This window comes from Isoptericola sp. NPDC055881 (assembly GCF_053615895.1).
In genome coordinates, this window is the sequence record NZ_JBSHCR010000051.1 from 18,117 (window position 1) to 31,481 (window position 13,365).

Annotated in this window: 15 protein-coding genes; 10 read left to right on the top strand and 5 right to left on the bottom strand. The window is 73.0% G+C overall.

Going from position 1 to position 13,365, the window contains the following annotated elements; all coding sequences use genetic code 11:
* Positions 1-173 precede the first annotated feature (173 nt).
* From ACWGKI_RS15095 to ACWGKI_RS15105, 3 genes are all read right to left on the bottom strand, one after another.
* The gene (locus tag ACWGKI_RS15095) at positions 174-1,520 is read right to left on the bottom strand and encodes a phytase (RefSeq protein WP_452188034.1); all 1,347 of its coding nucleotides are present in this window, start codon (positions 1,518-1,520) and stop codon (positions 174-176) included.
* Positions 1,521-1,610: 90 nt separating this feature from the next.
* Positions 1,611-2,282, bottom strand: a complete 672-nt coding sequence (locus ACWGKI_RS15100; protein WP_380243492.1) for a potassium channel family protein — start codon at positions 2,280-2,282, stop codon at positions 1,611-1,613.
* Between the two features lie 24 nt (positions 2,283-2,306).
* Positions 2,307-3,695, bottom strand: coding sequence for a TrkH family potassium uptake protein (locus ACWGKI_RS15105; protein WP_380243493.1), 1,389 nt, complete (start codon positions 3,693-3,695; stop codon positions 2,307-2,309).
* 64 nt (positions 3,696-3,759) lie between these two features.
* On the opposite strand from ACWGKI_RS15105, the gene ACWGKI_RS15110 reads away from it, so the two are divergent.
* Complete coding sequence (locus ACWGKI_RS15110; RefSeq protein ID WP_452188036.1) at positions 3,760-4,935, top strand: acetoin utilization protein AcuC; 1,176 nt, start codon at positions 3,760-3,762, stop codon at positions 4,933-4,935.
* A gap of 146 nt (positions 4,936-5,081) precedes the next feature.
* Entirely contained in the window at positions 5,082-5,180 is a 99-nt protein-coding gene (locus ACWGKI_RS15115; RefSeq protein ID WP_003792170.1) for a 30S ribosomal protein bS22, read from the top strand.
* An 84-nt stretch (positions 5,181-5,264) separates the two neighbouring features.
* Here the strand turns inward: ACWGKI_RS15115 and ACWGKI_RS15120 are convergent, their stop codons facing one another.
* The gene (locus tag ACWGKI_RS15120) at positions 5,265-6,068 is read right to left on the bottom strand and encodes an HAD family hydrolase (RefSeq protein WP_380243495.1); all 804 of its coding nucleotides are present in this window, start codon (positions 6,066-6,068) and stop codon (positions 5,265-5,267) included.
* A 41-nt stretch (positions 6,069-6,109) separates the two neighbouring features.
* On the opposite strand from ACWGKI_RS15120, the gene ACWGKI_RS15125 reads away from it, so the two are divergent.
* On the top strand, positions 6,110-6,379 hold the full coding sequence (locus ACWGKI_RS15125; RefSeq protein WP_452188045.1) for a glutaredoxin family protein: 270 nt from the start codon (positions 6,110-6,112) through the stop codon (positions 6,377-6,379).
* Between the two features lie 30 nt (positions 6,380-6,409).
* Positions 6,410-7,072 carry a redox-sensing transcriptional repressor Rex gene (locus tag ACWGKI_RS15130; RefSeq protein ID WP_380243496.1) on the top strand — a complete coding sequence of 221 codons (663 nt, stop codon included), beginning with the start codon at positions 6,410-6,412 and terminating at the stop codon, positions 7,070-7,072.
* Between the two features lie 226 nt (positions 7,073-7,298).
* On the opposite strand, the gene ACWGKI_RS15135 is transcribed toward ACWGKI_RS15130, so the two are convergent.
* Positions 7,299-7,847, bottom strand: coding sequence for a YceI family protein (locus tag ACWGKI_RS15135; protein ID WP_380245305.1), 549 nt, complete (start codon positions 7,845-7,847; stop codon positions 7,299-7,301).
* 100 nt (positions 7,848-7,947) lie between these two features.
* Here ACWGKI_RS15135 and ACWGKI_RS15140 point away from each other — a divergent pair, with 100 nt between their 5' ends.
* From ACWGKI_RS15140 to ccsB, 6 genes are all read left to right on the top strand, one after another.
* Positions 7,948-8,454: a MarR family winged helix-turn-helix transcriptional regulator gene (locus tag ACWGKI_RS15140; protein ID WP_380245306.1), complete on the top strand. Its 507-nt coding sequence runs from the start codon at positions 7,948-7,950 to the stop codon at positions 8,452-8,454.
* A gap of 61 nt (positions 8,455-8,515) precedes the next feature.
* Positions 8,516-9,160, top strand: coding sequence for a histidine phosphatase family protein (locus ACWGKI_RS15145; RefSeq protein WP_452188039.1), 645 nt, complete (start codon positions 8,516-8,518; stop codon positions 9,158-9,160).
* The gene (locus tag ACWGKI_RS15150) at positions 9,160-9,789 is read left to right on the top strand and encodes a TlpA family protein disulfide reductase (protein WP_380245308.1); all 630 of its coding nucleotides are present in this window, start codon (positions 9,160-9,162) and stop codon (positions 9,787-9,789) included. Before ACWGKI_RS15145 ends, ACWGKI_RS15150 begins: the two co-directional genes overlap by 1 nt.
* A complete protein-coding gene (locus tag ACWGKI_RS15155) occupies positions 9,789-10,565 on the top strand; it encodes a cytochrome c biogenesis CcdA family protein (protein ID WP_452188041.1) in 777 nt (258 codons plus the stop codon). Before ACWGKI_RS15150 ends, ACWGKI_RS15155 begins: the two co-directional genes overlap by 1 nt.
* On the top strand, positions 10,565-12,304 hold the full coding sequence (gene resB, locus ACWGKI_RS15160; protein WP_452188043.1) for a cytochrome c biogenesis protein ResB: 1,740 nt from the start codon (positions 10,565-10,567) through the stop codon (positions 12,302-12,304). The genes ACWGKI_RS15155 and resB overlap by 1 nt, the downstream gene beginning before the upstream one ends.
* A 2-nt stretch (positions 12,305-12,306) precedes the next feature.
* The gene (gene ccsB, locus ACWGKI_RS15165; RefSeq protein ID WP_380245311.1) at positions 12,307-13,296 is read left to right on the top strand and encodes a c-type cytochrome biogenesis protein CcsB; all 990 of its coding nucleotides are present in this window, start codon (positions 12,307-12,309) and stop codon (positions 13,294-13,296) included.
* Positions 13,297-13,365 lie beyond the last annotated feature (69 nt).

Sequence of the window (13,365 nt, forward strand, 5' to 3'; positions counted from 1 at the left end):
TTCCCCCGCCGCCCCCCGGGGGGGGGGCGGGGCCCCCCCGCCCCGCGCCCCCGCCCGCCCCGGGGGAGGGCACGGGGCGGGGCGACTGTACCCCCCAACCACCGGTTTGAGGATCAAGTCAGCACGCACGATGCCGGGCCGGGGCGGGGCCGGGCCGGGCTAGGCGGGCAGTGTCAGCGCGAGCGGGTGGGCACGAGTCCCAGCGCGTCGGCGACGTCACCCCACCCGACGTAGGAGAACCCGGTGGCGTCCCCGCGACCGTCCTCGACGTCGGCGCCCGTCTCGGGCTCGTCGTGGGTGACGAGGAGGCCTTCGCGGTACGGGCCGACGGGACGGTCGGTCACCGCGAGCCCGTCGGAGCCGTTCACGTCGTCGACGCCGCCCACGCCCGCCACGCGGAAGGTGCCGAGCGGCGCGTTCCGGCCGGTCGTCGCGTACACGCTGTAGGTGTCGTCCCCCTGGCTGGAGACGATGACGTACCCCGTCCGCCCCCGCCCGTGATAGACGTCCACGCCCTCCGCGTCGGCGACGAGACGCGTGCCCCCGTACGGGTGCGCCGCAGCGTCCGCGGGGTCCACGGGCTCGCACTCCTCGCTCGCGGCGTCCCAGGCGTCCTCGACACCGAAGTCGGTGACCTTGTCCACGAGCCGCGACTTGCCCGACCCGAGGGGGAGCGGGATCCGCCACAGGCCCACGTCCTCCTGGGCGGCGTAGAGCGTGCCGGTGCGCTGGTCGACGCCCAGGCCCTCGAGCTGCGGCCCGACACCCGGCTCCTCGCAGGGCGTCCACGTGCCGCCGCCGGGCAGTTCGAACGACGCGGGGAGCTCGACCTGCGCGACGTCGTCGTACCCGAGGGTCCCGTCGCCGCGCGCCGCGATCCGTGCGGTGGCGACCGCCGTCGTGCCCTCCTGCGTCACGACCGCGTACGCCTCGCCCGCGCGCGGCTGCCACACCGCCAGCCCGTACGCGGTGTGCTCGGTGTCGACGCCCACGCGGTCCGGCTGGAACAGGAACGGCTGCCCCGCGGCCGTGATCTCCGAGAGCGGTGCCGCGGCGTCGGCCCCGGCCGGGTCGATCGCGAAGAAGCGGAGCTGGTCGTTGTAGCGGTCCGAGACCACGGCGACGTCCACGGTCCTGCCGCCCACGCGCAGCCCGTACGCGACGTCGACGTTGTTGTAGCGTCCTGGGACGCCGTCGGCGCGGGGCGCGGGCGCCGCGGCGAGCGCCTGCACCTCGCGGCCGTCGGTGTCGTACACCCGCAGGCCGCCCTCCTTGGCGGTCGCCAGCACGAGCGACGCGCCGTCGTCGTCCGGGTGGACCCAGATCGCCGGGTCGTCGCCGGAGGCGTTGCCGCCCTCCTCGTCGTCGTACAGGACGGGGGTCTCGACGTCGGTCGTGACGGTCGCGACGCGGTCACGGTGCGGGTGGTGGTCGCCGTGGCCCCAGGCCGACGAGGCGGGCACGACGGCGAGGGCGGGCAGCAGGAGCAGCGCCGGCAGGACGGGTCGGGGTGATCGCATGGATCGTGACCCTGCCGTGCGGCGTTGGCCTGGCGGTGTCGCGGGGATGAACGGTCGCGGAACGCGCCGCGCCGGCCGGTCGCCGGACGGTCAGGGGCGCGCGGAGAACCGCTCCAGCAGGTCGGCGTGGCCGGAGCAGACCAGCAGGTCGTTCGCGCTCACCCGGGTCTCGGGCGTCGCGTAGATGAACTCGACCCCGGGCGACTTCACGCCGATGACGGTCACGCCGTACCGCTTGCGGATGTCCGACTGCGCGAGCGTGAAGCCCTGCATCTCCTTCGGCGGACGCATCTTGACGATGGTGAACCCGTCCTCGACCTCGATGTAGTCGAGCATCTTGCCGCTCACGAGGTGCGCGACGCGCGAGCCGGCGTCCGCCTCCGGGTAGACGACGTGGTGCGCGCCGATGCGGGTGAGGATGCGGCCGTGCTCCGCCGAGATCGCCTTGGCCCAGATCTGCGGGGTGCCGAGGTCCACGAGGTTCGCCGTGATGAGCACCGACGCCTCGAGCTCGGTGCCGACGCCCACGACGGCGACGCCGAAGTCCTTCGCGCCGAGCTGGACGAGGGCCTCCGACTCCGACGCGTCCGCCTCCACCAGGGGCAGGCGGCCGGACCACTGCGCCACGAGCTTCGGGTCCCGCTCGACGGCGAGCACGTCCTGGCCGAGGCGGTCCAGCGTCGTCGCGAGCGACGAGCCGAAGCGGCCGAGGCCGATCACGAGCACGCCGGCGTCGCGCACGGGAGCCTTCTTGTCGGGCACGGTTCTCCTCTTTCCGGGTACGGGTCACCCGATGATCGGGCGCTCCTCGGGGAAGCGTACGATGCGGCGCCGGTCGCGCAGCGCGAGGGCGCCCATCAGCGAGACCACCCCGACCCGCCCCACGAACATCAGGCCGCTGAGCCAGTACTTGGCCGGGTCCGGCAGGTCGGGCGTGATGCCGGTGGACAGGCCGACCGTGGCGAACGCGGAGATCACCTCGTAGAGCACCTCGGACAGGCTGAACGACGTCATGCGCAGCAGCGCCAGGCACGACACGAGCACGGCTGTGGCGCCCATGAACATCACGGCGATCGCGAGGCGGATCGTGTCGCGGGGGATGCGGCGTCCGAACGCGTCGGTGTCCTTGTCGCCGCGCGCCTCGGAGAGGATGGCGAGCAGCATGACGGCGAGCGTCGTGACCTTGATGCCGCCGGCCGTCGACGCCGACCCGCCGCCGACGAACATCAGGGCGTCGGTGACGAGCCAGGTCTCCGGGTACATCTCGTGCACGTTCACGCTGCTGAAGCCCCCGGAGCGGGGCATCACCGAGGCGAAGACCGACGACAGGACGCGGGTGACGCCGTCCTGGCCACCGAAGGTCGCCGGGTTGGACCACTCCAGCAGCCCGATGACGAGCGCCCCGCCCACCAGCAGCGCCAGGCTCGTGGTGACGGTCAGCTTGGTGTGCAGCGACAGCGAGCGGATCCAGTGCTGGCGGCGCCGGCGGTGCGTCATGATGTTGAGGATCACGGGGAAGCCCAGCGACCCGATGAAGACGCCGAGCGCGATGGGCAGGAGCACCAGCCAGTCGGACGCGAAGGGCATCAGCCCGTGCTCCGTGGGGACGAAACCGGCGTTGTTGAACGAGGAGACGCCGTAGAAGACGGCGTGCCACGCCGCCTGCCCGGCGGGGTCGCCGAGGGCGAGGAACCGCGGGAAGAGCAGGATCGCGATGGCCGCCTCGATGGTGGTGGCCGTGATGATGATGGTGCGTAGCAGGGCACCCACCTCGCCGAGCCGCTCGGTCTTCGTCTCGGACGCCGTGAGCAGCTTCTGGGTGAGCCCGAGCCGTCGGGAGACGGCCAGGCCGACCAGCGACGCGAGCGTCATCACGCCGAGGCCGCCGATCTTGATCCCGAGCAGGATGACGACGTGCCCGTAGCCCGACCAGTGGCTCGCGGTGTCGACGACGACGAGGCCCGTGACGCACACGGCCGACGTCGCGGTGAAGAGGGCGTCGACGAACGCCACGCCACGGCCCGAGGCCGTCGCCCACGGGGGCAGGAGCAGCAGCGTGAAGAGGGTGATGACGGCCGCGAAGACCGTCATGGCCAGCCGTGCGGGGTACTCCCGGGCCGCCCGGTCCACCCAGCCGCGCAGCGCGAGCCCACGACCGCCCCACGTCCCCGGCACCGTGCCCCCTCTCGCCCCTCAGTCGCTGGGCACAGCCTGCCACGGCGTCGGCTACCGTGACGGGATGCGCGTCGCCCGGCTGCTGTGGAGTCCTGAGCTCCTGCGCTACGACTTCGGCCCCGGGCACCCGATGGCGCCCGCCCGGCTCGACCTGACGATGCGGCTCGTGGCCGAGCTCGGCCTCCTGGACGCGCCCACGCTCGAGGTGGCCGACGTCGAGCCCGCCCCCGACGCGGTCATCGAGTCCGTGCACGACGCCGCGTACGTCGCGGCCGTGCGGCGCGCGGCCGAGACCGGGGAGCCCGACCTCGCGCGCGGGCTCGGCACGGAGGACGACCCGGTGTTCCCGACGATGCACGAGGCGGGGGCGCGCCTCGTGGCGGCGTCGGTCGACGCGGCGGAGTCCGTGTGGTCCGGGCACGTGGTCCACGGCGTGAACATCGCGGGCGGCATGCACCACGCGCGGCGCGGGGCGGCGTCGGGCTTCTGCATCTACAACGACGCGGCGGCAGCCGTGCAGCGCCTGCTCGACGGCGGGGCGGAGCGCGTCGCGTACGTCGACCTGGACGCGCACCACGGCGACGGCGTCGAGGCGATCTTCTGGGACGACCCGCGCGTGCTCACCGTCTCCGTGCACCAGGACGGGCACACCCTGTTCCCGGGCACGGGGAACGCCGCCGACACGGGCGGCACGGCGGCGCAGGGCACCGCGGTCAACGTCGGGCTGCCGCCCCGCACGGACGGCGCGCACTGGCTGCGGGCGGTGGACGCCGTCGTGCCGGCCGTGGTGCGCGAGTTCCGGCCCCAGGTGATCGTGTCGCAGCACGGGTGCGACGCGCACGGCAACGACCCGCTCACCGACCTGAACGTGGGCGTGGCGGCCCAGCGCACCGCGGCGCGCTGGGTGCACGACCTCGCGCACGGGCTCGCCGACGGCCGGTGGGTGGCGCTCGGCGGCGGCGGGTACGCCGTGGTCGACGTCGTGCCCCTGGTGTGGGCGGGCCTCGTCGCGGAGGCGGCGCACGCGCCCCTGGCCGCGGACCTGAAGCTCCCCGAGTCCTGGCGGCGCGAGGTGGAGGAGCTGTCGGGCCTCGACCCCGCGGAGCGGCTCGCGGGCGGCGACGTCGCGTGGCGCGCCTGGCGGGACGGGTACGACCCTGCCGACGACGTCGACCGTGCGATCCTCGCCACCCGTCGGCACGTCTTCCCCACCTGGGGGCTGGACCCGTACCGGGACTGAGCGGGCACGAGCCGGGCGGCGGTCCGGCGGACGCCAGGCATCGGGTACCCTGGGGGACGGACTTTTCCGCGTTGGTCGGCTGCCCTGGACACAGGGCACCTGGGACCAACCGTGTTCCACCGACCGACAAGCATTGTGAGGACCTCATGGGCTCCGTCATCAAGAAGCGCCGCAAGCGCATGGCGAAGAAGAAGCACCGCAAGCTGCTGCGCAAGACGCGTCACCAGCGTCGCAACAAGAAGTGACCTCGTCCGCCTGACGGCGGACGCACGGGCCCGGTACCTCCGCGGAGGTACCGGGCCCGTTCTGCTTCTGGGGTGGACCGAGGTTCAGCGGCCCTGGAGGCGGCGGCGGATGCTGCGCAGCACGAGCCCGGCCACCCACGCCGCTCCGGCCCACGACGCGGTCTTCATGCTCCGCCCCGCCGCGCGCCGTCCGCGGCCCCGGAACTCGCGGATGGGCCACCCCACCTCCTTGGCGTGCCGGCGCAGCCGCACGTCCGGGTTGATGGGGCACGGGTGCCCGACGGTACGCATCATGGGCAGGTCGTTGAGCGAGTCGCCGTAGGCGTACGACGCGGACAGGTCGATGCCCTCGCGCTCGGCGAGCTCCCGCACCGCGGCGGCCTTGGCCTCGCCGTGCATGAGGTCGCCCACGAGGCGCCCGGTGTAGAAGCCGCCCGAGTGCTCCCCGATGGTGCCGAGGCAGCCGGTGGCACCCAGCCGGCGCGCGATGAGCCCACCGATCTCGACGGGCGTCGCGGTCACCAGCCACACCTGGTCGCCGGCGGCGAGGTGCTCGTCGAGCAGCCGCTTGGTGCCGGGGAAGATGCGCAGCTCGAGCACGGTGTCGTAGACGTCCTCGCCGACGGCGGTGATCTCCGCCACGGACCGGCCGGCGATGAGCGACAGGGCGCGGCTGCGCACCGTCTCGATCTGGGTGCGGGACTCCCCGAACAGCAGGTACTTCGCCTGGATGAGCGCGAACCGCAGCAGGTCGCGGGTCCCGAAGAACCGGCGCTGGTACAGGGCGCGGGCCAGGTGGAACGCGCTGGCGCCCCGGATGATCGTGTTGTCGACGTCGAAGAACGCTGCGGCGCGCACCGGCGGGGACGACTCGGCGGGCGACGGCATGCGGTCCACTGTATCGGCGCCGCTAGTCTTGGCAGGTGAGCATGCCGCAGGGATCCGTCGGAGAACCTCGGGTGCTGCTGTACACGAGGCAGGGCTGCCACCTGTGCGACGAGGCTCGGGCGGTGGTCACGGACGTGTGCGGTGCGGCTGGGGAGGCGTGGCGCGAGATCGACATCGACGTCGACGACGCGCCGGGCGGTGACCTGGTGGGAAGGTACGGGGACTACGTGCCCGTCGTCGAGGTGGACGGCGTGCAGCAGGGTTTCTGGCGGGTGGACGGCACGCGGCTCGCGCGCCGGCTGGCTCGCTGAGCCCGGGGAGGACGACGGGGTGATCCAGCAGTGATCGAGCTCGGTGAGGCGACGGTGCCGGCCGCGACGGTGGCCCGGCTGCCGTACTACCTGCGCGCCCTGCGCGACCTGGCGGAGGCCGGTGTGACGACGACGTCGTCGTCCGAGCTGGCGGAGCGGTCCGGGGTGGGGTCGGCGCAGCTGCGCAAGGACCTGTCGTACCTGGGGTCGTTCGGCACGCGCGGCGTGGGCTACGACGTGCAGTCGCTCGCGCAGTACATCGCGACGGCGCTGGGCCTGGGCTCCGAGCACCGCCTGGCGATCGTCGGCATCGGCAACCTGGGGCACGCCCTGGCGAACTACTCGGGGTACGCGGCCCGCGGCTTCCAGGTGGTGGCGCTGCTCGACGCCGACCCGCAGGTGGTGGGCCGGTCGGCGGCAGGCCTCACGATCGAGCACGTCGACCGGCTCGAGGACGTGCTGGCGCGCACGGGCGTGTCGATGGTGGTGCTGGCCACCCCGGGCCCCGTGGCGCAGCCCATCGCCGAGCGCATCGTGGGCTGCGGGGTGCGGGAGATCCTGTCGTTCGCCCCCGTCGCGCTGCAGCTGCCCGACGACGTCGTCGTGCGCTCCGTGGACGTGGCCGGCGAGCTGCAGATCCTCGCGTTCCACGCCGCCGCCCGCGCGGCGACGAACGGCACCCCCGCGAGGTAGCGCGCAAGGTGCCGAGGTAGTACCGGGCCCCGCGAGGTAGTACCGGACCCCGCGAGGTAGAACCCGGTTCCGCGAGGTAGTACCCGGGCCCCGCGAGGTAGCGCGAGAAAGGCCGAGGTAGTGCGGATCTCCGCGAGGTAGTGACTACCTCGCGAAGACCCGGACTACCTCGGCCTCTCGCGGACTACCTCGCGAGGGGTGGTGCTACCTCGCGAGGGAAGCGTCGTCAGGCCTGCTTGATGGCCGAGACGTCGAGGGCGATCTTGACCTTGTCGCCCACGAGCACGCCGCCGGTCTCGAGCGCGGCGTTCCACGTGAGGCCGTACTCCTTGCGGGAGATCTCGATCTGCGACTCGAACCCGGCGCGCGCGTTGCCGAACGGGTCGGTGGCGGTGCCGGTGAACTCGGTCGGGAGCTCGACGGAGTTGGTGACGCCGTTGATGGTGAGGTCGCCGGCGATCGTGTAGTCGTCGCCGTCCGTGGAGATCGACTTCGAGACGAAGCTCCAGACCGGCTTCTCCTCGGCGTGCCAGAAGTCGGCGCTGCGCAGGTGGTTGTCGCGGTTCTCGTCGTTGGTGTTGACGGACGCGGAGTCCAGCTCGGCCGACACGGCGGACGACTCGAGCTCGTCGCCCACGGTGATCGCACCGCCCGTGATCGCGATGGTGCCGCGGACCTTGGCGATCCCGGCGTGGCGCACGGAGAAGGACGCGGTCGAGTGGGCGGGGTCGATGGCGTAGGTGCCGGAGTTCAGGCCTGCGGGCAGCGCGGTCATGGTGTCTCCCTCGAGTAGGTCGTGCGGTCGATGTCTAGGTAGTTGAGCACTCAACTACCGTCACGGGGAGAAGAACACGCCGGTCTCGTAACCTATTCCCGTGGGCGGGACTACCGAGGCGCGACAGCGCGACGACGCAGACGTGCGCTGGCTCGACGAGGGCCAGCAGTGGGCGTGGCGGCGCTTCCTGGAAGGGACGTCCCGCTTCTTCGAGGCGCTCGGCACCGCCCATGACGAGGGGCTGCCGGTGACGCTGGGCGAGTACCACCTGCTGGTGCAGCTCTCCGAGGCCCCCGGCCGCACCCTGCGGATGTCGGCGCTCGCGGACTTCCTGGCGCTGTCCCGCAGCCGGCTCACGCACACCGTGGACCGCATGGAGCAGCGCGGTCTCGTGGTCCGGACCCCGGCGCCCGACGACCGGCGCGGCGTGAACTGCGTCATGACCGACGCGGGGTACGCGGCCCTCGTGGCGTCCGCGCCGGGGCACGTCACCGCGGTACGGCGGCTGCTCGTCGACACGCTGACCGACGAGGAGCTCGACACCCTCGGCCGGGCGATGGCGAAGGTCGTGGAGGCCACGAGGAGGCCTGAGCCGCACGGGGCGTGAGCGCCGTCACGCCTGGCTGAACGGGACCTGGGTACCCCGGAGTTCTGGGACACTGGGAGGCATGGCCACCACCACCGTCCATCTTGTGCGGCACGGCGAGGTCCACAACCCGGACGGGGTCCTCTACGGGCGCATCCCCGGCTACCGGCTGTCCGATCGCGGGCAGGCGATGGCACGCCGTGTGGCGGAGCACCTGTCCGGCACGGGCCACGACGTCGCCGGCGTCGTCGCGTCCCCGCTGCAGCGCGCGCAGGAGACCGCGACCCCGACCGCCGAGGCGTTCGGCCTCACCCTCGCCACCGACGACCGCCTGATCGAGGCCGGCAACCACCTCCAGGGCACGACGATCGGGAGCAACCCGGCGCAGCTCGCGCACCCTCGCTGGTGGCGCTACCTGTGGAACCCGCTGCGCCCGTCGTGGGGCGAGCCGTACGCCGAGCAGGTGGCCCGGATGCGTGCCGCGGTGGACGACGCCCGCCGCGCGTACGCGGGCCACGAGGTCGTCCTCGTCAGCCACCAGCTTCCCGTGTGGGTCACGCGCCGCTCGTTCGAGGCCCGCTCCCTGGCGCACGACCCGCGCCGTCGGGAGTGCTCGCTGGCGTCGATGACGTCGCTGCGGTTCGACGGCGACACCTTCGTCGGCCTGCACTACACCGAGCCCGCCGCGGACCTGCTCGCCGGCGCCGACCCCGTCCCGGGGGCGTGATGCGCACCACGACCTCTCGCGCGCTCCGGCGCGCGGCAGCGGCGACGAGCGCCGTCGTCGCCCTCGGCCTCCTGGCCGCGTGCGGCGCCCAGGACTCCGGCGCGGGCGACGTCGTCGGCCAGGGGTTCGTCTCCGGCGACGGCTCGGTGAAGCAGTGGGACGCGGGCGACCGCGGCGACGTCGTGACCGTCGAGGGCACCACCTTCGAGGGCGACGACGTCAGCACGGCCGACTGGCGCGGCGACGTGGTCGTCGTCAACACCTGGTACGCCGGGTGCGCCCCCTGCCGTGCCGAGGCCCCCGACCTCGTCGACCTCGCCAACGAGCGCGAGGACGACGGCGTGCGCGTCCTCGGCATCAACACGGAGGACGAGGCGGGCGCCGCCACGTCGTTCCAGCGCACCTTCGACGTGCCGTACCCGTCGATCGCGGACCGCACGGGGGAGGTCGTGGCCAGGCTCTCCGGCGTCGTGCCGCTGCAGGCCGTCCCGTCCACGGTCGTGCTCGACGCGGAGGGCCGCGTGGCGGCGCGCGTCATCGGGCAGGCGGAGGCGTCCACCCTCGACGCGATCGTCGACGACGTCCTGGCCGAGGCCGGCTCCGGCGACGGCACCGCGAAGGGCGCCTGATGGGTGACACCTTCGCCTCCACGGCGTTCAGCGGCTCGATGCTGCTGGCGCTGCCCGTGGCTCTGATCGCCGGGCTGGTGTCGTTCGCGTCGCCGTGCGTGCTGCCGCTGGTGCCCGGCTACGTCGGGTACGTCAGCGGGATGGCGGCGGCGACCGCCGGCGGGGCGAAGGGCCGCGCGGGCGTGGCGCAGGACCCGGGCCGACGGCGCGTCGTCCTCGGCGTGGGCCTGTTCGTGCTCGGCTTCACCGCGGTGTTCGTCGCGCTGATGGCCGCCGCAGGCGCGCTCGGCTCGTACCTGGTGCAGTGGGAGACCACGATCATGCGGGTCCTCGGCGTCGTCGTGATCCTCATGGGCCTCGCGTTCCTGGGCGCCGTCCCGTTCCTGCAGCGCGAGCGCCGCATGCACCTCAGCCCGCGTGCGGGCCTCTGGGGGGCGCCCCTCCTCGGGGTGGTCTTCGGCCTCGGCTGGACGCCGTGCATCGGCCCGACGCTCGCCGCCGTGCAGGCGCTGTCGCTGGATCAGGCGTCGGCCGGCCGCGGCATCGTGCTGGGCGTCGCGTACTGCGTCGGCCTGGGCGTGCCGTTCCTGCTGGTCGCGCTCGGGCTGCAGTCCTCGCAGCGCATGCTCGGCTTCCTGCGCCGGCACCGCCTGGGCATCCAGCGCGCCGGCGGCGCCCTGCTGGTGCTGGTCGGCCTGGCGCTGGTCTCCGGCCTCTGGGCCGCGTGGACCAGCCAGCTCCAGGGCTGGATCGGCGGATTCGTGACGGTGGTGTGATGAGCGACAAGACGACCTACCGTCCCGAGGGCATCAACGACGCCTTCACCGAGGGCCGGACGGACGACGCTCCGGCGACCCCGCAGGGCGCGGCTCCGAAGCCCGGCGGGTCCCCGGCCCTGCCCTCCCTCGGCTGGCGCGGCACGCTGCGCTGGACGTGGCGCCAACTCACCAGCATGCGCGTGGCGCTCATGCTGCTCATGCTGCTCGCCGTCGCGGCCGTGCCCGGCTCGATCCTGCCCCAGCGCGGGCAGGACGCCGCCGCCGTGCTCGAGTACCTGGGGGACCACCCGACGCTCGGGGAGTGGCTCGACAGGCTGGGCTTCTTCGAGGTCTACAGCTCGGTCTGGTTCTCGGCGATCTACCTGCTGCTCTTCGTGTCGCTCGTGGGCTGCATCCTGCCGCGCACGATGGCGCACGCCCGCAACCTGCGGAACCGCCCGCCCAGGACGCCGGTGCGGTTCGGCCGGTTCCCCGCCACGGCGGAGGCCGTCACCACGGCCTCACCGGCCGAGGTCACGGACGCGGTCGCCACCCACCTGCGCGGGCCGCTGCGCCGCCTGCCCACCTTCCGGGTCGACGTGGGCGGCGAGGAGCCGCGGCTGGGACGTCCCGCCACGCGCACCGTCGCCGCGGAGCGCGGGTACCTGCGCGAGACCGGCAACCTCCTGTTCCACCTGGCGCTGGTCGGCCTGCTCGTCTCCGTCGCCCTGGGCCAGCTGCTGCACTACCGCGGCCAGGCGATCGTCACGGAGGACCGCGGCTTCGCCAACGCCGTCGTGGACTACGACACCTTCGACAAGGGCGCCTGGTTCCGGCCGTCGTCGCTGTCGCCCTTCTCGATGACGCTCAACTCGTTCGAGTCGAAGTTCGCGTCCGACACCGTGGCGTTCGCCCAGGCGCGCGACTTCACCGCGTACGTGACCGCGACGGAGCCCGACGGGACGTCGCACGACGAGACGATCAAGGTCAACGAGCCGCTCACGGTCGACGGCGCCAAGATCTACCTGCAGGGCAACGGCTTCGCGCCCGAGATCACCGTGAAGGACGGCGCCGGCCAGCTGGCGTTCTCCGGCCGGGTCCCGTTCCTGCCCCAGGACACCATGTACACCTCGCGCGGCGTCGTGAAGGTGCCGGACGTCTCGAAGGGCCAGGAGCAGATCGGGCTCGTCGGGTACTTCCTGCCCACCGCCGTCGTCGACGCGGACGGCTCGGCCCGGTCCGTCTTCCCGCAGCCGCAGAACCCGCTGCTGGTCCTCGAGGTGTACCGCGGCGACCTGGGCCTGGACGACGGCGTGCCGCAGAACGTCTACCGCCTCGACACCGCGAACCTCACCCCGTCGGTGGACGAGGACGGCTCGACCGTCAAGCTCCTGGTGAAGCCCGGGGAGTCCGTCAAGCTGCCCGACGGCCTCGGCACCGTGACGCTGGGCGAGGACGTGCCCCGGTACGTCGCGCTCGACCTGCGCTACGACCCGTCGCTCCTCTGGGTGCTGACCTTCGCCCTGCTGGCCCTCACCGGCCTCGCGGTCTCCCTGTTCACCCCGCGCCGCCGCGTGTGGGTGCGATCATGGGAGACCACGGACGACGACGGCCGCCCGGTCACGCACGTCGAGCTCGCCGGGCTCGCGCGCGGGGACGACGCCGGACTGCAACGTGAGGTCGACAAGGCTCTGGCGTCGGTGCCGGGCCTGGTCGACGGCACGACCAACGACTCGAAGACTGCCACGGAGGACTGATCATGCAGATCGCCGAGCTGAGCGTGCTGCTCGTGTGGGGTGCCGCCACGGCGCTCACCATCGCGCTCGTCGCGTTCGCGATCGACCTGGGTCGCCGCACGGAGCAGCGGGCCGACGCCCGCGCCGAGGTGCGCACCCCGGTCGCGGTGGGCGCGGGTGCCCCGGTCCCGGCGAGCGCCGGCACGGGCCTGGGCGCGAGCGCGGACGCCCCCGCCCCCGCGCGCCGCCGCGCCGCCGGCATCGCGATGTCGACGACCTGGCTGGGCACCGTGATGCTGCTCGTGGCGATCGTGCTGCGGGGGATCGCCGCCGGCCGCACGCCGTGGGCCAACATGTACGAGTTCACGCTGGTGGGGTCGTTCATGGCGCTCGCGGTCTTCCTCGGCATGAACGTGCGCAAGGACTTCAAGTTCCTCGGCGCGTTCGTGACCGGCCTGGCGGTCCTGTTCCTCGTGCTCGGCCTCAACGTGTTCTACATCGCCGCGACGGGCGTGCAGCCGGCGCTCCAGAACTACTGGCTCGTCATCCACGTGGGCGTCGCGATCAGCGCCACCGGCATCTTCACCGTGGCGTTCGTCTCGTCGGTGCTGCAGCTCGTGCGCGACAGCCGTGACTCCGGCTCGCCGTACCTGCAGCGCCCGGGCTTCCGGTGGCTCGACCGCGTGCCGACCCCGACGTCGCTGGAGGCGCTGTCGTTCCGGCTCAACGCCGTCGGCTTCGTGCTGTGGACCTTCACGATCATCGGCGGCGCCATCTGGGCGGAGCACGCCTGGGGCCGGTACTGGGGCTGGGACCCCAAGGAGGTCTGGAGCTTCGTCATCTGGGTCGTGTACGCGGCCTACCTGCACGCCCGCACCACCCGCGGCTGGGACGGTCGCCGCGCCGCCTGGTTCGTGATCGTGGGCTACCTGTGCGTGCTGTTCAACTTCACCGGCGTGAACCTGATCTTCAACGGCAAGCACTCGTACTCGGGCCTCAACACCGACGCCTGACCGGCACCGCCCCGAGCTGTGGGTACGAAAAGGGCGTGAATTCCCACCGGAATTCACGCCCTTTTCGTA